The sequence below is a fragment of the Halobacillus kuroshimensis DSM 18393 genome, assembly GCF_000425705.1.
In the GTDB taxonomy this organism is placed as follows: Bacteria; Bacillota; Bacilli; order Bacillales; family Halobacillaceae; genus Halobacillus; species Halobacillus kuroshimensis.
In genome coordinates this window covers 246726-270705 of the sequence record NZ_AUDY01000009.1, presented here as the reverse complement: position 1 = coordinate 270705, position 23980 = coordinate 246726, and the positions used below count along the sequence as shown (strand labels likewise).

The window sequence follows — 23980 nt, the reverse complement described above, 5'->3', positions numbered from 1 at the left end:
CAGGACCTCCTTTATAGATTTCAATCAAATACAGGAGAAACTTCCACGAAATCCACCCATTTAAATTCATGAAGCTGCTGTTCTCTTTCATACTGCTCATTATCCTTTTCAGAAAATGGAACAGCTTTTGTTTCCTGCATGATAATTTGTGTTTTTTCAATATCCTTCTCTGGATAGACACTTCTTACATAGGATTGAGCATATCGGTTCAGAGCTTCCTGGGCATATTCATCTTTTTTCTGAGTCCGTTCATTTTCAAGCAGATGATCATAGTCCTCTCGATCCAGGTTTTTCTCTTCGATTTTCTGTGATATTTTCAACGTCACCTCATCCGTTTGATAAAGGGAAGTGAAGGCCCCTCTCTGGATCCGAACTAAACGGTTATACGGAGTAAAACGGTTGGCCTGATTTTTATCAATCATAAACGTTGTGAGATCAAGCCAGTCTGATGTACCTCCATCGGCAAACTGAGCCCGAACCATGAATTGGTTGTTGGTAGAAGCCGGGTTGGGAGCAAACAGCCTCCAATTTTGAGAAAATAAAGGTTCCATATAGGCATTGACGGCGAAACTGTACTTTGCTTTAACGGGGTTGAAAGGAGTTAGATATAAGGCTGTTATAACTAAATGAAAAACAAACACGCAAAGAATTAAGCTGACTCCAATTTTCTTTATCATCGTGTCACCTCTTTAAAGGCAAATCTTCTGCCCTCTATAAAAAGGGCAGAGATTTGCGTTGGAATAACTCACCTAAGTATTATTGATCAAAGACGACTTTCACATCTTCATAATCGCTTTCTCCCTTAATTACATCGTTTCCACCAATCTGATTTTTCGCCCAGTCATACGCATCAGCACCAGCCTTGGCTGTCACGCCCGCTACAAAAGCTCCTCCTGCTACTGCTGCTCCTTTAAGAGCGTAAGCTCCCACCACTGCTGGAATAGCTTCCGGCTCGGCTCCATTTTCAGAAACCTGCTTCACTTCCAGAGTTGTTTGGGACTCGATATCATCTGTGCTAGCCAAAGCGGATGTGGCTGTCGTCCCTCCAACAAATAACCCTAATGCCATACAACCTGCCATCAATTGCTTCTTTACTTTCATTTGTTATTCCTCCTTTAATGATCGTACAAAGCATGAGCCAACCAGATACAGTACAGGTACCTCCTTTGTGGTATCCCCCCCTTCAAAATTGCTTTTCTTCTCTTACACTTATTTCCTAGATAAATGGTATCATGGTAACCATGAAAGATGTATTTCGCATGTTATGGAAGAAAAGGGCTGTTTTTCTCGATTTTTTCATCCTATTGCGCAATATGAGAGAAGGAAGTGTTGAAGAGTGGATATGGGAAGAATATTAAAATACTTTAGATTGAAAGAAGGCATGAGTCAGGAAGAAGTCTCAGAATCTATTGTTTCCCCCTCCTACTTATCAAGAATTGAAAACAACAAAACCACTGTAGAACCGGAAACCCTTATGCTGCTCTTGGAAAGGGTGGGGGTGAATTACGATGAAATACAAGCAAATGAAGAAAAATTAAAAAAACTCCTCCGTCAATGGGAAGAGCCCTTACTGAACAACGATAAGCAGGCGTCCGAAAAGATTTACCAGGAGCTGAAGTCTTTCATAACCCCCGTGACTAACACCAACCTTCAAGCTGAATATCATATAAAAAGGGTAAGGGCCTGCATCATCCTTCAAGCATTTGATGATATTAATGATTCCATTTTATTTATCAATGACATCCACGATACTCTCACATCCCGCAACCGCTTCTTTTACTACAAACACCTTGGAAACTACTATTGGGTGAAGAATCAACCCATGATCGCAAAAGAACATTTTGAGAAAGCTTTGTCCGAGTATTCCTCGGTGGATTTAAGCGAATTGGAACAAGCGGATCTATATTTCCTTTACGCCCTGACCTTATATGTGTCTCAAAATGAGACCTTAAGCTTTTCTTATGCTCAATCCGCTTTACTCCTGTTTCAAAACAACTACAAATCCAGACAGTGTTTAAAGATACACATCCACCTTGGCATTTGCTACAGCCGATTGGGAGATGTCCCCTCCTCCCTCTCCAACTTTGAGAAAGCGGAAAGCCTCGCACGAGACATTGGAGATCAAGATCATTTAGGAATCATTTATCATAATATCGCCACGATGCATTTAAGAAAGAGGGAAAGGCAAATTTCTCTTGACCAGTTAGAAAATGCTCTTTACTACAAGAAAAAAATAAGCACCAGTTATATGAAATCCCTTGTGCTGCTGGTCCTCATTTACTATCAGGAGAACGAAAAAGATACCTGCATGAAGTACTTGAACGAACATCTTGAGGTGGCAAAGCAGCTTCCTGAAGACAATATCCACACAAAAGAGTACTGGTTCTTCCATTCTTTTTTCTTTCAATCCGAAAAAGAGTGGGAAATCTATGTCAAAAAAACGTTCCTGCCTTCTCTAAAAAAAGAACAGAAAAATCAGGAAATACAAAGGTATTCCCGATTTTTGGGAGAATACTATGAAGGAAAAGGAGGGTATAAAAAAGCAGCTGAGTACTATAAATTAGCGCTCGACAGCAATCCAGTCGCTGTCTACTAACTACTTCAACAGGGAGGGGAAATCATGAAGAAACTATTGTTGATCTTTAGTTTGGTCCTTGTGTTCATGGCCGGTCCAGCTTCAACCATGACGGCGGATTCTGTTGAAATTGGAAAACCTGGAGTGTCTGAAACCACCCCGAATGGTGATGAACTTCCGTTGAGTAATTAAATGAAGGTTTTTCTGCTGTTCCTTACATAAAGCTTTGTGGCCATTTCAAACACCCCCCATATTCCTTTGAATATGGGGGGTTTTCACTCTTCAAAACAATCTTAAACAGGATCTAAAAGTGAATAACTGAGTTCTTCTTCATCCCTTCTTCTATTTAATCATGATTTTTTCTTCATTTACCATCCATACGGCACACCCATTTCCCCTATCATCCGGTCAATCATACTCATCATCACGATCAAAAAGAAAACCGCCATCGCTACACTCGTCATCACAACGCCGTAAAACACATCCAGACCTTTAGCCTCCCCACCCGAATGAATCGAGAATAAAAGGGCCGTACTTGCCGTTACGTATAACGCAATACTGACAAAAAAGAAAAAAGCCCCAACCGTATTCATCGATAGCAGCATAAATAGATTGGCGGCAAGAAGACCGGTCACAGGAAGAATGACGAGCGACCCGTATTTCGCCATGACGCTCATATAAGTGATCTCCACCCGCATCCATTTGCCTACACCAAGGTTGACCGCGATAAACACCGCTAAAAAGAGCAGTTGATAAAGGAAAGGCTGAAGGACGAGCACACCAAAGAATACATCTGGTACGGACTCACCGAAGGCCCACAGGCCGCGCGCCGCGTTTCTCGCCGCTAAGTACGAAAAGAACGGCATAAGAAAAGCGAGCAGCAGCAAAGCGATGAAACCATTCGTCCGCTGCGAGCCATCCACCCGCTGACTGGCCCGAAACGGTTCCTGCAGCGCTTGAAGCGCAAAGCGGTAAAACTGCCGCCCTGTCTGCTTTGCTGTAGCTGTATAATCCTTCTGCGGAGGCAATGGGGCCGCTTCGACCGTCGATGCCGATGCATGCTCCGCAAGAACAGAGGCACCGCATTTTCCGCAGAACTTACTATCTTCATTCAATGGATTTCCGCATGTCGCACAATGCATATCATCCCATTCCCTTCATTAGAAGTCATCCGTCTGAACGATTGGTCTCATTGATCGCTACCTCTTCAATTTTCCAGCTGTCGCCGTCTTTGATAACGGTGTAATCCTTTGTCCGCTCGTAGTGCGTTTTCTCCCCGTCTGCATTGGTAAAGATAAACGCTTCATCTGTCGTCACCACATACCCATCCACACCGTAAGCAGCGGATTCTACAATGTTATTTTCCGTGAACTCATAGGTGAAGCCTTTGCCTGAGATCCCGTCCAAATAATCCCGGAACTCTTCGGACGCCTGGCTGTCTTCCTCTAAAAAAGAAGCGATCATCGAGAAATCCTCCGCGTTCAAGGCTTCTTCATAAACCTCCCGGAAATCGAGCACGTGAGCCTCGGCCGGTTCGGAGTCATCCGATTCCGGTACGTATTCAAAGACCGGTTCCTCCAGTTCTTCCTCAAAATAAAAATTCAGCTCACCCCAGTAGTCGCCATCCTCCGTACGGACCTGCTCGGATTTAACCACCTCTTTTTTATCATTCTTCCACTCCGCATGAAGCACCAGTTTATTTCCGTCCGGCACAGGGCCGATCACTCCAAGCTCATACAGCGTTTTCTTCGTACTCTTTCCATTTACAAAAAGAACCGCGTCCGGCTGGTTGGTATCGACATCATACGTATAGCCTTCAAAATAGACTTCCATGTAATAGTCAGACTCCTCCGCCAGCACCTGGTATTCCCACGTCTCTTTGAACGTACCATATTCGTTCGATGCCTCTCCCTCCACCTTATACACACCAGGGTAGGCTTTGGCAGTCCCTTCGTCTTCGGCCGCATTCTCCACCGTGATTTTTTCTTTGCCGACTGTAAAGGAAGCCTCGTCCATGTTCGTTAAGAACCTGATTGACGTTGGAACCGCTTCGATCTCATATGTCTTGTACATCCCGGGAATCACGGCTGTTTTTTTGACAGACAAAAGCGGACTGCCGTATTCATCACGGATGATGGTATCGAACCGCTGTTGGCCGCTGACAGCGTCAAGCATCTGTTCACGGATGGTCTCCCAGTCGTTCTCCTTCATGTACTGCAGGTATTCCTTTTCATTCAGCCATGCTTTTTCATCAAGAGACAGTTCACTTACAAAAGCTGCCGCATCATTATTCGTCACTGCACGATCCATGGCCCGAATCTTCGTTGTCGGGTCAAGCATCGATGACAAAATAAAATGAGCGGTCAGCAGTACAGCCAAAACCGCACCTATCGAAATCAGCGTGATTTTCTTTTTCCGCGTCATCGGTGTTCTCGGAGCCTTTGCTTCCGACCGGGTCAGCGGAGCATCCTTGGGTGCACCACATTCCGTACAGAAGGTTTCCTCCCTGCTCATTTCGTGACCGCACTGTTTACATACATCCATCCGACGACCTCCCTCGTCCTTGAAGGTGTTTCCCCTGCTGCTATGTACCTTCCTCCCTTCCCCTGATTTAGTTCCATATATTGGGGAGTAATTAACTATACTCAAACGCCCCGGGGTGTATGACTGTCCCTTTTTCTATAGAAAAAAGAAGAGGACATCCCTCCATGGGACGCCCTCTCCTTCCTATGTCTCTATTTACTTTGTAAACTTCACGCAGACCGGCTCGGGTACAAAAACATCCGACTGAACAAGCGTCAGCCTGCCGGTTGATTTGTCCCGCTCGAACAACGTCATTGTATTGGACTTCTGGTTCGTCGCAATCAGGAACTCCTCGGAAGGGTCCATCACGAAATCACGCGGCCAGTTCCCTTCTGTCGATGTCCACTCTACAAAAGTAAGTCTGCCTGTATCCTGATCGACGTCGTAAACAGCGATGGAATTATGCCCGCGGTTGCCGGCATAAACAAACTGTCCATCCGCAGAAATATGAATGGCACTGCCATCATTGGTTTCATCAAAGTCCTTAGGGATCGCCGCAATGGCCTGCTGCTCGGTGAAGCTGCCATCCTTCTCATCGTAATGAAGGACAAGCACTTCTGAGCTTAACTCTGTCATCACATAGGCATACTTTTTGTTCGGGTGGAAAGTAATGTGACGCGGACCGGAACCCGGTTTCGTGTTGAACACCTGCACCTGGCTCAACTCGCCATTGTCTACGGCGTAAGTGATAACACGATCGCTGCCAAGGTCAATCGCAATGACGTATTTCTCATCAGGGGTGAAACCTGCATAGTGCATGTGGGGTTTTTCCTGACGCTCATGAGGACCGGTCCCTTCATGCTCCACGATTGAAACTGCAGGATTCAGGGATCCATCTTCATTGGTCAGGTAGGAGACCACTTCTTTTGTATGATAGTTAGCCGTGACAACATTGTTGTTCAAATGATCCACACTCACGTGGCACGGTGGAGAGCCTGCAGCTGTCTGAGCGTTCAATTTTGTGAGTTCTCCCGTTTCTGCATTGATGGAAAAGGACGTGACACCGCCGTTTTCCCCGTCTTTGGAAACTGCATAAAGATTTTTTTGATCGTCACTTACTGTAACGTAAGTAGGGTTCTGCAGTTCTGCAGCCAACTGAACGTTTTTCAGTTCCTTAGCATCTGTATCAAGGGTGAACTGATAGACGCCTTTACTTTCCTGTTTGGTGTACGTACCAATGTAACCAACGTATTCCGGCATAGTAATACTCCTTTACTGAGGTGATAGAATTGAATTTCCGAATTAATTATCTCATAAACCGCCGTTGTCCTAAATCAATACCTTTATTCTTTCAGTTCATGAGAAATTCCCGATGTTCACAATTTGCTTGGACCTTTATCCAGGCTCATCTATTTACACCATAAAAAAGTATGGATTTAAACATATCTTTGTTAGATATTCATTTAATTAAACAACCCCCATACCTCTAGTAGGAGGAGTGGGGGTGTAGCGTTGACTATTGCTGCTTTCTAAAAGAGTAATACAACCACTTTTCGATGTCTTCCACTTTGCCTAACAATCGTTCCCGCACAATCGGCACAACCGTTTCCAGTTCGTTAATCGTCGCCTTAGTTTTTTTCAGTTCCTTTGTTACTTTATAAGGCCTTAGAGAATGATCAGGACGCTCCATCATCACTTCCCACTTACGCATGGCATTGATAATCTTCTGCCCCTCATCCTCACTCACAGCACCTTCTACTACATAGATGTCATTGGTATGTGCGCTGATTTCCTGAACCGTCTTCAGAACAGCTTCTCTAGGAGATTCTCCCGGGTTCACAGCTTTCTCACGCCAAGGTCCTTTCCCTAAAGCATCTACAGAAGGAGCGCTTGCCTGTCCGAAAGCAAACATATTAACGCCTGATGTTCCATGAGCAGCAGCTAACACATCATTCACCGCTGCCTTTTCTCCAAGATGGTGATAGAAGGAATATATCCCTGTATAGTACATCATCCATTCGGGAGTCAATTCCTTACTAGCCTTAATCGTTGACTGGATGCTGTTAAAATCGTGACCGTACGCTTGCGGAATGACACCGTCAATATCATCCACCCAGTCACTGATCAATTTGGCTTCTGCCCCAGGCTCGGGGGTAGCTGTCAACATAAAGGAAGACTCTATATCTTTGCTTTGCTCATGAAGCTGATCTACGAACTTGTTTTCTTGTTCGCGCAGCCACAGCTCCCATTTCTCCCACAAATCATCGTTTTCAGATAGCTCCCTTGGATCTACACCGTACTCTTCTTTGAAGCGTTCGCGGTTGGATTGGCTGAAGCTGTAGCTTTCTTCAAAACGATGGTGAGGGTAGCGCATGTAGTCAATATTTAAACCAGTGATGTCATAGCTTTTCTGCTGTTCTTCGTAGATTTCCAACATGAAATTCTGCACTTCTGGTTGGGCTATATCCAACCAGTAATAGTTGTTACTGGAGTCGGAACCCACTGTACCCGGTTCGTCGTTTCTTTGAACCGCACTCCACTCCGGATATTTTTCAAATTGAGAAGGCAGTCCAAGACTGCTGTGTCCGATCATGAAGCCATCTGTCCAGGATTGAACGGTAATCCCTCTTTTTTTACCTTCTTCAATAAAAGCCTGAAGGATGTCTGATCCATACGTGCCATAGGAGTTGTCAGCGAAATTAGGGTGCTGCTTCGGCAATCCATATGCTTCCATCGTTTCACTAGGGAAAATGGTGTAGCCCCAGAAGGTCGTCTCTAAATAGAGAGAATTAAAACCCGCTTTTTCCATACGGTCTAAGGTTGTTTGAACATCATCCAAATCTTGTTCCTCTGGACGATACCAGATAGCGCGCTGTTCCGCTGCATCTGAAGGAAGGGAATAATAATACCCGTCATAAGCTGCTTGTGTAGCCTGCTTCGTATAATCCAAAGCCTTTTGTGGATTGCTGCTTTGGTTTTCGGCTGCTTTTTGCAGGAATTCTTCAGCTAACGTGATGGATTCGCCCGCTTTTTCATATTCGGCATCTACATAGTTCTCTTTTGCATAGGTTATACGATCCTTCGCTTCCTGAAGAGCTTGCTCACTCTTAAAAATATACGTCGAAGCATCACGGATCAATTCCACGCTGCCTTCTACTTCGAACTCTACTTTCATACCGATTTCCGCTTTCTTCAAAAAGTCCGCTTCCGTTCCGTGACCACTCACGACAAATCCGTTTTCAGGGATCGCACTGTCTCCGCCACCGATTTTAGTCACAACTCCATTTTTCACGGTAATCTCATATCCATAAGGATTTGTTCCCGTGCTGGTACCAAACTCAGGAGTGTACACTAACAACTGGTCTGCGCCTCGATTGCCAGGAAAAGGCGCTCCATCCGGATTTGAATCATCTGTAGGATCAACATCATCCAGGCTGCTGGCATACTTTTTTTCAACAGGTTCAATAATCTCGACGGTTTCCCCGTCATCCAGCCCTTTTAAGAAGCTCGTAATTTCTTCTGTGGATGGAGAGCTTGTTGATAAAACGACGCCATCCTCCGGGATACCCTGATCACCATTTCCAGAATGTTTCACCTCATAAGTAGTTAAGCCGCTTTTTTCAAGGACAACTTCATAGGACGATTCCTTCGTTTCCGTATAATAGCTGAATGTTGGATCAAACAAAACAAGCTTGTCTGTGTTATTTCTATCATTTACTGCATGAATCTCCATTGTCTTTCCATCTTTATTGGCCACTGTAGTCACATTGTTTTCTTCTGCACTCAACCCGACCGCCCAAAACGTTACCACCATCACGGCTATTGCCATCCCTACGCCCCAACGACTTACCACGTCTTTCATAGGATCCCTCCAGTTTTTGAATCCGCTTACAAATTTCAGCGGTAACCACTCGTTAAAAAGGATTGTTCCTTCATTAGGAAAATTCAGTCGAAAAAATTCTTCACAAAACCATCTAGAGGACGCCTACTTCCGGCCAATGGAGCTGGACGCCTAATCTCACTAACTGCTCCTGAAATTCTTTGGTATATGTTTTATCACTGTGAATGTCTTTCAAGCCAGTCTCTTTCTCTATCGCAAAAGCAGCTAATGCTCCAGCTGACTCTCCTATATTCCACTCGACAGGATGCACACGCATACACCCGTTTGTTAAATGTGTACAGCCAATGTTCTTACATGCAGGAATCAAATTTTTCATTCGTTTCGGAATGAAGGCACCTAATGGAATTTCAAAAGGATAGCTGGGGGCGTAAAAAAGTCGGTTGGTTTTCGTAGTTGGATGAAGATCAATCCGGTAAGCCCCGATACCAACGGAGTTTGGACGTTCACGAACGCCTCCATAAGGGGAATGATCGACATTGATATCTTGTTCGACAACGGTTTCTAATGCCTCAATACGTCTTGATTCTCTAATATATGGATGTTTGGCAAGCCCGTCTACCGTCCCCATGATATCTGGTCTAAGTCTCAACCCTGGATAGCCATAGCCACCGTCATCGCGGGGGGCTTCCGTTTGCAGCCAGTACAGCAGACAGAGACTGAGCTGTCTGGAATGCGTCAGATGCTTCTCACGTTCTTCAGGAGAAACATCGATGATGGGCCCTTCCCAGTAATCGTTCTGAGGCCAGTTGATCAGCGAGATATCTCCCTTGAAAAAACCGTCCTGAAACAGGGTTGGATCAATAATTCTACGATATTCCCATAACCCTAACTGCTGACCTTCAGTAAACATCCGGAACGTCTTGGATTTTCCGGTGTCCGCATCAGGGATCTCCCAGCTGAGCTGGAGATGGTCCAGGAAATCTGCCTGGTAGGAACGCCAATAACTGTACATCTCTGGTTCATCAATGACATGACTTTCAGATGGATCATACTCAAGGGCAAACACTTGCGTAAATGACTGCATATCATCTGGATGATAACTCTCCAGCGCATGCGGCTCACCGGTCATCGCTTTAGATTCTGCTCCGATACGGTAATCCACCTTTGCAAGTGGCAGAAGGTCTCCACATTCTGTCGCATCTAAAACAAAAGTCCCCCGCAATACCAGCGGCCCCTTTTCCTGGGAATGAACTTTCACAGATGCAATACGCTCGTCCCTCACTTCGACCTCCACAGCTTTACAATTCATCAAAACTTGAATTTGTCCATTGCTCTCATAGGGCTGGAGCATATCCTCCAGAATTTTCTTCGCTACTCTTGGTTCATGGGAAATCCTGCTGACCCATGCTGTTCCAGGGTTTACATGTGGGTTCTTCTTTCCTTCCTCGCGTATCGGATAATGATCACGATAATAATCACGGACACGATTGCGAAACTCCCTGTATGTGTCTGTACAGCCAAACTGTTCAATCCAGGGGTGCTCATCCGGAGGTACCGCCTGCGAAGTCAGTTGACCGCCGATCCAATCCGTCTCTTCTGTCAGAATGACACTTCTGCCCATACGAGCGGCAGAAAAGGCAGCAAGCGTCCCGCCAATTCCCCCGCCAATAATTAATACATCAGCTTTCAAGATTCCCCCTCCTTTCTTACACACCGAAACCCGATTTCGAATGTTCGGTTCCAAGGATAGTGCACATCAGTGAGCTCATATTCCTGTGCCCAGTCATCCAGCAATTGAGAAGCCCTTCCTTCAAAAACGGGGGTCACAACAGTCTGAAGTGATTCTGATGGTTGAACGTCTAAACGTTTTCTACCTTCTTTTCTCACAACCGATTGATATACATAGTCATCGAGGAAACGTTCCACTAAAATCCCCTCTCTGTGCTTCTGTCTTTCCAAACCGCTTTTTTCTGAAAGCCAGGATAATGCTGCTTGCGACACCACCGTCCCTAGTGTATTCCCTGCTGTATTCCAGGCTGCGAATGCGTACAAGTTTCTCCAATTCAATTGTTTGAACAGCAAAGGAAACAGCCTCGGATCCGCACCATTGGCGTAAGCAACATCAGCAATGGCGACAGGCCTTCGTTTCATGTAGGACCGTAATCTTGACAGCCACTCCGGAACGTTACGGTGGTTGGTGTCCACTTGGTTGAGATGAAGGCTTAGCGCTAAGTCGCCCTGACGATGCCCAGGAACATTGACGCCTATCACGACATCGGCATACGTCAGATCTTCTTCTGTCCTGGAACCTATCGCGTAAATCTGCCCCTTTACCGATTCCATGATCGGACGATCTTCATACATAGCACGACTTAGTGCGCCGGCTATGCCACTGTAGACAGGGTAAAAGACCGGCACATCCGCTTCTTCCAACTCAAAAATCATCCGCGTTAAGAGCGTCACGGCCACTTCATCAGCTCCAGGATATAAGAAAACAGAGTCGTCAACACCCTGCTCACGAGCTGTCTCCCTTAACAGCTCCTGTTCTTTCACATTCCATCCATATTCGCTCGTGTCGTCTTGAGGGAAGACAAGATGATCAATCCACCCTTCTTTCACCTCATTCACTAACTGACGGTTGACAGAGAAATTGACAGCTCTTGCGTTTTTGTAATCCTCCAACACCTCCTCAGGGATCAAACCTTTCATCTCTTCTACCATGTGTGCATCTTCTTGCTCTCCCAGTTTTTCAAAACGATGCTCATGATAAGAAAGTGACCAAATAGCTCTGCCATAGTCCTTCCAGTATTCTTTTTCTTCTTCATTTATATTGTTGTTGGACATCCGCATGGTTGAACTGAATACCATGATCTTCAATGATGGGGCGTATTCTTTCACCTGCTTCAAAATTGCAAGCTTACGTAGTAAACGTTGTTCCGTGTACGGATGAATTCTAGATGGGACAAGTCCCCCATAAAGGAGCATGTCCATAGAGAGGATGACGCCATCAACTTGGGAAGCCATATTGATCAGCCATTTTTCAAGGGAATCTGTATCAGCTGGACGTTTTAAGAAGCCTAACTCCTCAACCGAAGGAGCTATCACTTCCCAATCCGCTATCCGAGCCATGTCTATTGGAAGTTTTCTTGTTACTGGTCGACCATCAACCGGTAGTAGAGCAATTTTCCTTCTCACCATAAACCTCTCACTTCCGAATTAAATTTAAAGTCCGTATGCCTTTAGCTGGGATTGTCAAGGTGTCCTGACAACGTTCCATTCCTTGGTAGATCAAATAATCGGAGAACACGTCTGTTTCCAAAGGTTCCACTTGAGGATTCCATAGTCTAACCTCGATTCCTTCATCTTTTTGACGGACAGCACTTATCTGGACGCTTGGATTAGAAAACGTCATCAGTGAAGGCGTCCCCCCTATACCAGACTGTATTGTTGGAGGATATCGGAATCGATTGGCCTGATTTAACGCAGACACCGCATCTCCCTGAAAACCAAAGCCATATCGAAAAGAATAGTCTCCCTCGCACTGAGCTTCAGGGGTTTCGAATGACGGCCCCGCTCCGCCTCCACGTGTTCTTAAATCATCCCTTGAAAGCCAGCCGACACCCCGTATCAGTGTCACTTCTAATTCATCCCGACTATTAATCTGATATTCCTGCAGACCACGATGCACAAAGCTGAACCCATGAACATGGATGAATGAAGTACTGGGTTCAACGACCACTGGTACCTCCTTCAGCTTTTCTGCCTCATCATGCTCTTCTTTAATCGCTGGTCGGTGTACAACATCAAACGCCGTATCACTGTAGGATGAATGGATCTCTTTATTGGCAGGGAAAACAAGGCGGAGTCGCTGGTCATGAGCGTTGTTGACGATTTTCACCTGAACGTCCGCCATTGGATCATGTCTGTATAAGCGAATGACAAAATGAGCTTCGATGGTACTCTCGTTCTCCGAAGGGCCGGTCCTCTCTGCATTAAGAGCGGCAGGTGTACGTAAATGAAGGGAATAACGTAATTCTTGAAAATCCTGGCTTTTCCTCACTTCAGGCGTTCCTTTATGAATACCTTTTGTCACGACATCATTTACAGGTGGAGAATAATTGTATTCATCTCCAGCATCCAGCGAGCTGTATAATCGGTTTAGCCCTGAGAAGCTTTCCCCTGTAGTGAGATCCTCCACATACAGTTCACCTTCTTTTAAGGTTACTGTCATATATTCATTCTCAATCACAGGTTGAGAGTGAGTGTCTGGCAGCTGAGGCTTTCCTTCTTCAATCGAAAACGTTTGGAAGGATAAGGCCGGAAGTCCCTTGACTTGTATGGCCAGCTTGTACAGCCAGACGCTTTTGAATTCTGGAAAAGCATCTGTCGGAGAATCAAAATGCCGCTCTTGTTTCTTATCGAGCACAACCGTATTTAAAACCTCTCCCTTATGATTCTTTACGACAAATGAGCGTTCCTCATACAACCAAATCTCTCCTTCGATCCAACCGTTGAATTCATAGGCGTGAGGATTGAAGACGACAAATTGAGTCATCTCTTCAAATGGCTTTCCTGAAGCCGCTCCACTCACAGCAAAATCCTGCATTCCCATTCGATAGGCCGCTTCCTTCTTCAAAACCTCTATCCTTTGAGAAAGCTTCAACGTTCTCGTTTCCATTTCTCTATGTACCTCATCGATACTACATCCGCAAATGCTGTCATGAGGATGGTTTTGGATGAGCAGCTTCCATGTTTGCTGCATGTATTTTTCCATGTGACTGACTCCAGCTAAAGCGAGCATCGGTTCCACATATCTCGTCAACTGATCTTCCATTCTCTGATTCTGTTCTTTTAGGTACGTTCTCGTTGAAAGAACATTAGGAAGAAGATAAATATGATCATTGGACCGTAATTCGCCTTCATAAACGTCTAGTTCATCACATTCTTTTTCAACGCTCTTAAAATATTGCTCATAGCTCGACTGGATAAGCTTCACTTCCTCTGTTTCCATCTGACTCATCCGGTCTTTCATATTCACCCATGCCGGCATTAAATGGTCCCCACCGTTGGTTAATAACAGCTGCTTCGTATCTGTATAAGGCTTCACTTTGTCTACGTATGCCTGAAATGTTTTCAAAGGTTTTTCTTCATTCAGAATCGGCTGGTAATATCCTTCGGGTAAAAAGGCGGTTAATACACGGCTTCCGTCAGGACTCTGCCACCAGAACTCTGATTTTGAAGGCTGAACGCCCCTCCAAAGGACGGCATGTTTCAGTTGAAAGGATGCCAGAATCTGCGGCATTTGACTGATATGGCCGAAGGTATCAGGTAAATACCCAATCCTTTGTGAGCGCCCCAGATCATTCGCCATCTCCAGTCCCAGCTCCAAATTCCGCCATAAGGATTCGCCGGAGACGAGAAATTCATCAGCCAGGACATACCAGGGGCCGACGATTAACTTTTCTTCTTTTATCAGCCGACAAACCTTTTCTCTCTGCTGATCGCTGCATACTTCAAAATAATCCTCAAGGGCAGCCATCTGCCCGTCGAGGACGAAACGTTCAATATCTCCTGTCTCGATTCCTTCTACAATCCGTTCCATTACATGAATGAAGCGGTGCCGGAAGACTTCAAATGGGAAATACCATTCCCTGTCCCAGTGGGTCTGGAATACAACATGGCACAGATAGGTTTCCTGCTTCATCCTTTAACAGCTCCTTTCATAGCTCCAGCAATGAAGTAGCGCTGAAGGATAGCAAATACAATGATGATTGGCAGGACGGAAATGATAGAACCTGCGGCAATATAGCGCCAATTCGAAGAGAAGTTTCCCTGCAGAGACTGAACTCCTAGTGGTAACGTGTACATGCTTTGATCGTTCAGAATGATGAGCGGCCACAAAAAGTCTCCCCATGCCATCATAAAAGTGAAAATGGCCAAGGTTACCATGGATGGACGCACAAGAGGCATAAGGATTCTCCACCAAATTTGAAAGGCATTCGCTCCATCCATCCGTCCTGATTCATCAAGTTCATAGGGAATCGTCAAGAAAGCCTGCCTCATCAGGAATATTCCAAAGGCTGTCGTAGCGTGCGGCAATACCAAACCTAAGTAAGTGTTCTGCAGCCCTAGATTCAATGCGAGAATATAGATGGGAATCATCAATAACTGAAATGGAATCATCATCGTACTGATGATCAAGATGAAAGCGATATTCTTTCCTCTGAAGTTCATTCTTGCCAACGGGTATGCAGCAAGAGAACAAAATAAAAGGTTGGCACCGACCGTCAAAACAGCTACGACGGTACTGTTGAAGAGATACGTAAAGAAAGGAAAGTATTCCAAGACTGCCCCGAAATTCGCCAGCGTTGGATTCTCAGGAATGAACTTCGGAGGATAAGCAAAGATATTTTCAGACCCCGATTTGAGTGACGTTGCTAAAAGCCATAGAAAAGGGCCGACCATGATAATCGATACAAGAATCAGCGTTATATAAGATAAGGTCGTTTTTATGATTTTTCTTGGTGCAGGCTTTGTCTTTTTTTGTTTTCGTTTCATTTTTTTTGGCTTGGGATGAGTTTGTTGTGCTTCATTTTCAGCAATTCGTTCGTGAGGTTCTTGTTTCAATGCTTCAGCATTTAACTTCATACATTCATCACCCTTTCATCGCCTGTTCACGACGGTTCATGAAAGCTATATTAACAATGGAAAACATGAGTGTAACAATGAACAGAATAACTCCCGCAGCACTGGCGTAGCCCATCTGCAAGCTATCGAAAGCCTCATTATAAATATAATACACAAGAGTCATCGAACTGTTTAACGGCCCTCCCTGAGTCATCACGTAGATTTCTTCAAACACTTTCATCGCGGAAATCGAAGACATGATCGTCACAATCATGATGGAAGGCATCAATAACGGAATGGTTATATGAAGGATTTGGCGGAATTTACTAGCTCCGTCGATATCTGCCGCTTCATATAAGTTGGTAGGTATGGCTTGTAACCCTGCTAAATAAATAACCATATAATAGCCCATCCCCTTCCAGACGGTTACCGCCATAACCGCGAACAAAGAAGTCGACGTGGAAGTCAGCCAGTGGATAGGTTCATCAATGACACCGAACGTATCCAGTACATAGTTCAAGACACCTTGATCGGCATACATCCATTTCCACGCAATCCCAACAACAACCATGGATGTTACAACAGGAAGGTAGTAAATGGATCGGAAGAAGGTGATTCCCTTCAGCTGTTGATTGACAAGAATAGCAAGGAAAATAGGCAGAAAGACAAGCGCAGGAACCACAATGACTAAGTATAAAAGAGTCTGGCCGAGCACCTTCCAAAACAACGGATCTGCAAATAGTTCTTTATAGTTGGCCAATCCTACGAAATCAGGATTCTTTTGAATCATATTGTAATCGGTAAAGCTTAACCAAATCGCCTGAATCATGGGGTAAAAAATAAATGCTCCCAGAATTGCACAGCCTGGCAGTAGAAATAAAAGCGGGGTGAATTTACGTTGATTCATGACTTTTCACTTCCTTCCTCATCTGTGATGCTAAAAGAGCTGCACCATACATCCCTGAACGGTTCCTATACAGGGAGGGCGTCACTTCTGTTTCCACTCCTTTCTGGTTTAAGAGGTCCTGCATATCCTCCCACCAATAGTCTCTCGACTCAGTAACCCCTCCACCTAAGATGATTCGGTCAGGATCAAGACTTATAGAAATGTTTTCAATGACTAAAGCAAGATCGCTGATAAATTGCGTCACAACCTTATTTACTCGTGCATCCTGTTGGGCAGCCTTGAAAACATCCCGCCCCTGAAGAAAAGTTCTACCCGTCTCCTTTTCCGCTTCTTTTCGTAAAGCAGAACCAGAGATATACTGCTCCAAACACCCGGATTTTCCGCAGTTGCACGGACGTCCTCCAGGGTAGAGCACCATGTGTCCCCACTCACCACCCTGGTGATGGGCACCGCGAACAACCTGACCGGAAAAATAGTTCGCACCGCCCACCCCGGTACCAAGAGTCAACATGATGGTATGCTGCGTTTCAATGAGTAGATGATTGAAATACAATTCTCCAATCAACGCCGTATTTGCATCATTATCTACGATTACAGGGAGGTTGTATTTCTCTTCAACCCAGGATTTCAAAGCGAACCCATGCCAACCCGGCAGATTTTCGGTGGCATATTCGACGACTCCCGTACCCACATTGATCCTGCCGGCGCTCCCTATCCCGATGCCTCGTATAGGTGTTTCACTTGCTTCTGTCAGGGTTCCGATCACACCACTTAAACTGGATAAAATAGCATCCCTACCCGCCTTCGCATCCGTCGGGGATGTGCTCTTATGAACCAATTCCATCTGTTCATCAAGAAGGACACCTTTAACCGTTGTACCTCCGATATCGATCCCAATGACATGCATCCCAATCACCCTCCGGCCTCGTTAGTAAATTTTATTAATGACAGATCTCGCCGTCTTTTCTTTCATTTCCAGTGACCGCTCTTTATCATTTAAAGCAAGTCCCGTGCACAATAAATCGATGATAAATAATTGGGAAATCTTCGCAGACAGGGAGCCACCTTCAAGAGGAGACTCTTTTCCTCCACTAAGGAGCACATAATCCGCAAGCTGCGTGATCGGTGACCGGGCGTAATAGGTGATGGCAATGACCGTAGCTCCATTCTTCTTTGCAATTTCCAAAGAATCCAACGTGTCCTTCGTACTTCCGGATAAGCTTATTCCTACAACGACATCCCCTTTTCCTAAGGTAGCTGCCCCCATCGCCTGAATATGTGGGTCGATGATGGCATCGCTATGCTTTCCAATTCTGATCAGGCGGTTTTTGGCGTCAAGAGCCGTCAGCCCCGACGTTCCTACTCCATAAAAGTGAAGATGGTCCGCCTTGGCAATCGCTGAAATACAGGAATGTAGCAGCTCTTCATCAACCATTTTCAACGTCTCATCGATCACAGACTTCGTATTATTAGCTATCGCATACTGCATCCCCTGCTCAACGACTTCGTCTTCCTTTGCATCATTTGATAAGGTTTTAGCCAGCGTCAGCTTGAATTCCTGATAACCTTTGAATCCCAGTTTTCTGCAAAAACGTAACGCAGTCGTCTCTCCTACCCCTGATTTGTCCGCTAGATCCGTGACCGAACAATAGAGGACACTTTCGATATCCTCTAACACTTTGTCCGCCACTTTCTGCTCCGACTTTGTCAAAGAAGGGTAGTAGCTACGGATTACGCTTAGTAAATTCCCCTCCAACAACTTTTGCGTCATGTTGAACACCTGCTTTCTTCATTTGATCTGTAAAACGTTTCGTAATCACTTGCGGCCTGGTGATTGCTGAACCGACCACAACGGCATGGGCTCCAAGTCCAAGCGCATGGACCACTTCATCCGGACTCCAATACCGCCCTTCAGCGAGGACAGGAACCTTGACTCTTTTCACTAACCGATGGACCAGGTTGAAGTCCGGTTGAGTAAGTTGAGGCGAATAGTCTGTGTAGCCGGATAGGGTTGTGCCGATACAATCCGCTCCGATTCTTTCTGCTTCCACCCCTTCGTCCACTGTTGAAACATCGGCCATAACGAGAGTATTCTTTTCTTTAATGTACTGAATTAATTCTTCCAATCTCTCTTTCTCCGGCCTTTCCCGGCCTGTCGCATCCAATGCAATGACATCAACGCCCGCTTTCAGTAATTCATCGACTTCTTTTCTTGTAGGCGTAATGTAAATGTCGCACTCGGAATAATCTTGCTTGACCAAACCAATGATCGGAAGCTTTGTGACCGATTGGATTGCTTTTATATCGTCATAGCCATTCGCACGAATGCCCGCTGCTCCTCCAAGTTCCGCTGCCGCAGCTACTTTAGCCATTAGATGTGACCCATGAAGAGGTTCATCCTCTAACGCTTGACAGGAGACGATCAGCTGACCTTCCACCTTTTCAAAAAAATCCTCTTTTTTCATCCCTTCACCACCATCCATAAGCTCCTCACTTTCCTATCATTCGATTATTAAAGAAGGAAGAGACCGTGGGCTCTTCCTTCTCTTTAAATGAATGACTTATTGCAATGCTGCATTCCACTTCTGTTCAGCATCAGCCAGCGCATCTTCGATCGACTTTTCACCGAGCATCGCCGCTTGAAGAGCATCCGTCATCGCTTTTTGAAGGTCAGAGTAATTCTTCATTGGTGGAACAAGGACTTCGGAGTCTTTCAGCTGTTCTGCTGATATGATACGTGCTTCGTCTTCTGGAGAAGGGTTCTCTGGAAGTTCATTGAAGTATGGGTCATCCAGAGCTGTCTCAATGGATGGAAGAATAGGTACAATTTTATCAAATTCCACTTGGTTCTCAGCATTCGTCATGAAAAGGGAGAACGTAACAGCCGCCTCTTGCTTTTCACTTTGTTTCGGTACCACCAGGTTCATCGCGGCAACATTCATCAATCCCGTTTCCCCCGTAATAATAGGAGCTACATCGGTAGCTTCATAAATATCAGGCGCATTCTCATTCACTGTATTTAAGAATTGTGGGCCGGAGGATAGAACAGCCAGCTGTCCTGCTTGATACATATCGACCGCTTTCCCGTGCCCTTCTGTCAGCACTTCACGTGGAATCAATTCATTTTCATACATATCAACAAAAAATTGGAACGCTTCTTTTCCTTTGTCTGTGTTGAAGGTCGCTTTTGTCATATCTTCATTCGTCAGTTCAACACCCATGGTAACCATCGTTTCTAGTAAATGGCTTCCATCGATGGATGGAAAGAAAGCATACTGCCCTGTTTTCTCTTTAGTTGTCTTCGAAAATTCCAGTACATCTGCATATTTCGTAGGGACATCATCGCCAGTCATCCCCGCTTCTTCCAGGATATTGTTGTTGTACATACTAACCTGGGAGGATAAATACCACGGAATTCCAAACGTTTGACCACCGAAGGAGTTCGACTTCCAAATGCCTTCAAAATACTCCTGTTTCTTTTCATCAGAAACCGCTTCATCCATATTCACAAGCGCATCGAGTTCTGCTAATTGAGAGGCGAATTGCGGGTTCAAGTTCACCACATCCGGTGCGGTTTCAGAAGATACAGCGGATAGAATCTTCTTCTCCATGTCACCCCAAGGTACATCCACCCACTTAACCTTGATATCAGGATTTTCCTCCTCAAAGTCTGCAATGACTCCCTCAATGTACTCTGTAAAGGTCGGTTTCAACTGCATCGTCCAGAACTCAATTTCCGAAGTTTCTCCGGAATCGGAAGAATCCTCTCCTTCCGCCGACCCTTCTTCACTTGATCCTGAACAAGCAGCTAGAACCAGCATGAAAGAAAAGGTAATCACCAACAAAAATGAAAACTTCTTCAAACCCCTCATCTCCTTATTTTGTATAAAATATGTTAACGGCGGAGGATAGATCTTCCCGCCAACATTCCCATAAGTGACCATGATCGCTCTCGACATAAATATGTTGTGCTGTTTGAATACTCGTTTTTAGTTGTCGGTTTCTTGTAAGTATGTAGAGATATTCATTCGTAATGGGTGAAACAAAGTCATCTTCTCCTGTCCCTACCGATTGATAGATCGTCCAAGGGAGGATTTTATGGAGATTTGCTCCACCTTTTATATCCTTTTCAGAAAAAGCCGCAGATTGAAGAAGGATATGGGTCCATTGATTCGGATCATGCAGGGCAAGTCGCAAGCTTACTGCTCCTGCTAGTGAATCCCCCAGCATACCGAGCTTTCTGATTTTGAAAGTCTCCCTGAGTTCCGGCAACAGCTCTTCATAAATAAACTGTTGGAATGCCTGGACATCTCTGCCTTCAGAATGGTAATAATGCCAACGATCTATGGAGGTGCCTGGTGGTAAAAGGATGAAGCAAGTGTTTCTCCCCAGTCCTTTCTGTAAATCATTCTCAAACTGTTCTTTCAGCATCCCAAGTTTTAAATAATCGTCTCCATCATGAACTATAAGAAGGTCGACACAATCACCTGGGGCTTCCCCTGATTTCAGCAATCTGTACGTGACTGTTTTTTTCAGAAAAACGCTCTCTATTGAATGATTTGAGATGAAGCTCCTTACCATCATGACCTCCCCGCTTATGTAAGCCCTTTCATAAACTAACCTTAGCACAGCTTTGTGTTTTTGTGAAGATATTCTTTATATTATTTAATAAAAAAGGAGTAATCCTCCATTTTTCAGAAAAATAAACAACTATTCATGAGGCGAGCATCTCTCTATACATTGTCTTTGACAAGCAGAACCCTTCAGCAGCATTTACACAACCCCAGCTTTATCCCCCGTGTGATATTTGGATAACTAAGTGTTTCAAGTCAAAAAAAACCGGACGCTATGTTGGAGGATAAAACACAGCGTCCGGTCCCTTTAATACTTGAGACTATTTATATTCGACACTTAAAAGGTACTATACAAAGAATGAAACTAAAACCAACATAACAAAAGCCGTCAGCCATGCCAGAGTAGTTGGAATTGACCATACCATTATTTGTTCTTTCGCATTCTTAATACCAAGCATACGGTTCACAACCCAGTAAAAACTATCATTAAAATAAGAGAACAATAGTGACCCTGTTGTTGCTCCTATTGCTGCAAGGGGCATGTACACTCCATCCACTCCCGCTAATATAGGAGCGGTGATGGAAGCCGCCGTAATCATTGCCACTGTTCCACTTCCTTGAACTAGTCGTACAAAGCTAGAAACAAAGAACGGCAGAAGAACGAGCGGCACGGACATGTTTACAATCAATTCAGCAACATAGTCCCCTGATCCACTTTCACGAAGAACGTTTCCCAGAGCGCCACCAGCACCTGTGACAAGTAAAATAATACCTGCAGATTTAATCCCCTCTTCCATTCGGTCAAGAGAATCTGTACGGCTTAACCTCGTCGTCAAAGTATAAATCGCAAAAACCAAACCGATACCGACAGCAATAACAGGGTTCCCGAAGAATTGAATATAGCCGAAGATCCCTTCTGTTAATTCCTGCGCAGAGACGACTGTGTTTGCAAAAATCAATAAAATCGGTATTAAGATTGGAGCCATAGACATGAATAAGGATGGCAGACGTTTGTTCTCTTGCTGATTAATAAATTCTTCATAAGTATCAGCCGGCTGTTCCGGCCGTATCCATCCTAACCCCTCTTCGTCCGGAAGCTGGTGAATTCGTTTACCTATCCATTTTGCATAGAATACACCGACGATGATCAGTGGAATAGAGAAAATCAACCCCCATAAAATCATGAGCCCCACACTGACGTCGAATATTCCTGCAACTCCGAGCGGTCCTGGAGTAGGAGGAACGAGCGAGTGCGTTACTACTAGTCCGATGGCTAGTGCGACACCCAAGGTTACGATAGAACGTCTGGTTTTCTTTGAAATCGCTTTCAATAATGGCGTTAAAATAACAAATGCTGAATCCACAAAAATAGGAATGGAAACGACGTAACCAGTTAACGCCATCGCCCAGTCCTCTCGTCGTTTCCCTAACATTTTTACGAATGAATAGGCAAGCCTTTCTGAAGCACCCGCGACTTCCATGACTCGCCCTAACATGACTCCAAAACCGATGACGATACCGATTGAACCAAGGGTTCCCCCAAAGCCATCTGTTATAGCATCTGCCACATTGGGAGGAGTCATACCTGCTACTAAACCGATGATCGAGGCTGAAATAATCAATGCGATAAAGGCATGTATTTTAGTTTTCATAACTAAGAAAACAAGCAGAGCAATACCAATAACCAAACCTAATATTATTTGTCCACCTGGTGCTTCCACTCTCATTCATCTCCTTTATGTTCCTTAATAGGGGAATTCCATGTATAGAACGCTTCTTTCATTTGCTAATGAACTTCTGTTTATATATAATCACAAGCGAGTCCTCCCTTGGACTGTCAGTTCTGGATCTTTGGTAGGGTCGGAACATGAACGGCACCAAGGGGACTCTTTTTGAGAATGTATGTTTATTATCTATTTTTTGAAAAATGGTGTGTATTTCGCTGCAGCCTTAATAGCTTCCACCATACTGACCGGACTTGCTATTCCTTTACCGGCAATATCAAAAGCCGTCCCATGATCAACAGAGGTGCGCAAGTACGGGAGACCGTTTGTCACAGATACAGTCCGTTCAAAGTCGTACATTTTTGCAGCAATGTGCCCTTGGTCATGATATAACGAAAGCACAGCGTCATATCTTCCGTTTGCAGCCTGATGGAAAACAGAGTCTGCTGGAACTGGTCCATTCACATCAACTCCTTGTTCACGAGCTGCTTCTAAACCGGGCTTCAGCTCTTCTATCTCTTCGCGCCCAAACAGTCCGCCTTCTCCAGAGTGGGGATTTAAACCGGCAAGCGCCAGTTTTGGCTCTTCTATCCCCAACAACTCCAAAGCTTTCTTACAACGAATCAAGTAATCTTCCACCCGCCCCTTTGTCATCATAGGAATGGAATCGGCGAGAGAAACGTGACGGGTAAGGAAAAAGATGCGCAAGTCGTTCACTTCAAACATCGTCATCGGATCATCAGCCTTTGTAAACGCTGACAGCATCGCTGTATGATCAATATAAGGGACTTCTTCTGCTGCTTGCAGGGACTCCTTGTTTATTGGAGGAGTACAGATGGCGTCAGCTTCTCCAGACTCAATTAAGTCATGAGCTGCTTTAATATACTCATAGGAAGCACGCCCGCACATCCCCGAAACAGACCCCATTTCATACTTGTCGAGGTCGACATTGTCGAGATGCATCAGATCGATGGTACCGGTTTCAAAAAGTGCTTCTGACGTCTGTTTGATAACATTCAGGTTCAGGTGAGTATTAATGGATTCCATGATTACTTTCAGGACGCCTTGATCACCAATGACAACAGGATTACATACATCATAAATTTCCTGCTTTGCTAAGGATTTGATAACAATTTCAGGTCCGATACCAGCAGGGTCTCCAATTGGAATTACTATGACAGGTTGGTTATTTTTCATTACTCATCATCC

At 44.9% G+C, this 23980-nt stretch carries 20 protein-coding genes; 2 read left to right on the top strand and 18 right to left on the bottom strand.

Features of this window, described 5'->3' with window-relative positions; translation table 11 throughout:
- Positions 1-20: 20 nt before the first annotated feature.
- Positions 21-677: a DUF5819 family protein gene (locus H615_RS0109315; RefSeq protein WP_027954895.1), complete on the bottom strand. Its 657-nt coding sequence runs from the start codon at positions 675-677 to the stop codon at positions 21-23.
- Positions 678-756: 79 nt separating this feature from the next.
- Complete coding sequence (locus H615_RS0109310; RefSeq protein WP_027954894.1) at positions 757-1101, bottom strand: hypothetical protein; 345 nt, start codon at positions 1099-1101, stop codon at positions 757-759.
- Positions 1102-1342: 241 nt separating this feature from the next.
- Here H615_RS0109310 and H615_RS0109305 point away from each other — a divergent pair, with 241 nt between their 5' ends.
- Positions 1343-2596, top strand: coding sequence for a helix-turn-helix domain-containing protein (locus H615_RS0109305; RefSeq protein WP_244877745.1), 1254 nt, complete (start codon positions 1343-1345; stop codon positions 2594-2596).
- Positions 2597-2620: 24 nt separating this feature from the next.
- Positions 2621-2767 (top strand): hypothetical protein, encoded by a 147-nt coding sequence (locus H615_RS22320; protein WP_156896470.1) that lies wholly within the window; start codon positions 2621-2623, stop codon positions 2765-2767.
- A gap of 176 nt (positions 2768-2943) precedes the next feature.
- Here the strand turns inward: H615_RS22320 and H615_RS0109295 are convergent, their stop codons facing one another.
- The 16 genes from H615_RS0109295 to pdxA form a co-directional block, all read right to left on the bottom strand.
- The gene (locus H615_RS0109295) at positions 2944-3717 is read right to left on the bottom strand and encodes a zinc-ribbon domain-containing protein (protein WP_027954892.1); all 774 of its coding nucleotides are present in this window, start codon (positions 3715-3717) and stop codon (positions 2944-2946) included.
- A 25-nt stretch (positions 3718-3742) separates the two neighbouring features.
- A complete protein-coding gene (locus H615_RS0109290; RefSeq protein WP_027954891.1) occupies positions 3743-5119 on the bottom strand; it encodes a TcaA NTF2-like domain-containing protein in 1377 nt (458 codons plus the stop codon).
- Positions 5120-5314: 195 nt separating this feature from the next.
- Positions 5315-6358 (bottom strand): lactonase family protein, encoded by a 1044-nt coding sequence (locus H615_RS0109285; protein ID WP_027954890.1) that lies wholly within the window; start codon positions 6356-6358, stop codon positions 5315-5317.
- 256 nt (positions 6359-6614) lie between these two features.
- The gene (locus H615_RS0109280; protein WP_027954889.1) at positions 6615-8960 is read right to left on the bottom strand and encodes a family 10 glycosylhydrolase; all 2346 of its coding nucleotides are present in this window, start codon (positions 8958-8960) and stop codon (positions 6615-6617) included.
- 112 nt (positions 8961-9072) lie between these two features.
- Positions 9073-10629 (bottom strand): FAD-dependent oxidoreductase, encoded by a 1557-nt coding sequence (locus H615_RS0109275; protein WP_244877738.1) that lies wholly within the window; start codon positions 10627-10629, stop codon positions 9073-9075.
- Complete coding sequence (locus tag H615_RS22060) at positions 10626-12134, bottom strand: DUF4127 family protein (protein WP_169516193.1); 1509 nt, start codon at positions 12132-12134, stop codon at positions 10626-10628. Before H615_RS22060 ends, H615_RS0109275 begins: the two co-directional genes overlap by 4 nt.
- A 10-nt stretch (positions 12135-12144) precedes the next feature.
- Complete coding sequence (locus tag H615_RS21145; RefSeq protein ID WP_051254649.1) at positions 12145-14643, bottom strand: glycoside hydrolase family 38 N-terminal domain-containing protein; 2499 nt, start codon at positions 14641-14643, stop codon at positions 12145-12147.
- A complete protein-coding gene (locus tag H615_RS0109265) occupies positions 14640-15587 on the bottom strand; it encodes a carbohydrate ABC transporter permease (RefSeq protein ID WP_244877737.1) in 948 nt (315 codons plus the stop codon). Before H615_RS0109265 ends, H615_RS21145 begins: the two co-directional genes overlap by 4 nt.
- Positions 15588-15594: 7 nt before the next feature.
- Positions 15595-16473, bottom strand: coding sequence for a carbohydrate ABC transporter permease (locus tag H615_RS21140; RefSeq protein ID WP_035531779.1), 879 nt, complete (start codon positions 16471-16473; stop codon positions 15595-15597).
- Positions 16460-17380, bottom strand: coding sequence for an ROK family protein (locus tag H615_RS0109255; RefSeq protein WP_035531776.1), 921 nt, complete (start codon positions 17378-17380; stop codon positions 16460-16462). Before H615_RS0109255 ends, H615_RS21140 begins: the two co-directional genes overlap by 14 nt.
- A 21-nt stretch (positions 17381-17401) precedes the next feature.
- Positions 17402-18244, bottom strand: coding sequence for a MurR/RpiR family transcriptional regulator (locus tag H615_RS0109250; protein ID WP_035531773.1), 843 nt, complete (start codon positions 18242-18244; stop codon positions 17402-17404).
- Positions 18198-18938, bottom strand: a complete 741-nt coding sequence (locus H615_RS21135; protein ID WP_051254674.1) for an N-acetylmannosamine-6-phosphate 2-epimerase — start codon at positions 18936-18938, stop codon at positions 18198-18200. Before H615_RS21135 ends, H615_RS0109250 begins: the two co-directional genes overlap by 47 nt.
- A 96-nt stretch (positions 18939-19034) precedes the next feature.
- Positions 19035-20336: an ABC transporter substrate-binding protein gene (locus H615_RS0109240; protein WP_156896469.1), complete on the bottom strand. Its 1302-nt coding sequence runs from the start codon at positions 20334-20336 to the stop codon at positions 19035-19037.
- 13 nt (positions 20337-20349) lie between these two features.
- Entirely contained in the window at positions 20350-21054 is a 705-nt protein-coding gene (locus H615_RS0109235; RefSeq protein WP_027954883.1) for an alpha/beta hydrolase, read from the bottom strand.
- Positions 21055-21394: 340 nt separating this feature from the next.
- The gene (locus tag H615_RS0109230) at positions 21395-22768 is read right to left on the bottom strand and encodes a GntP family permease (protein ID WP_027954882.1); all 1374 of its coding nucleotides are present in this window, start codon (positions 22766-22768) and stop codon (positions 21395-21397) included.
- Between the two features lie 192 nt (positions 22769-22960).
- The gene (pdxA, locus tag H615_RS0109225) at positions 22961-23968 is read right to left on the bottom strand and encodes a 4-hydroxythreonine-4-phosphate dehydrogenase PdxA (RefSeq protein ID WP_027954881.1); all 1008 of its coding nucleotides are present in this window, start codon (positions 23966-23968) and stop codon (positions 22961-22963) included.
- Positions 23969-23980: the final 12 nt, after the last annotated feature.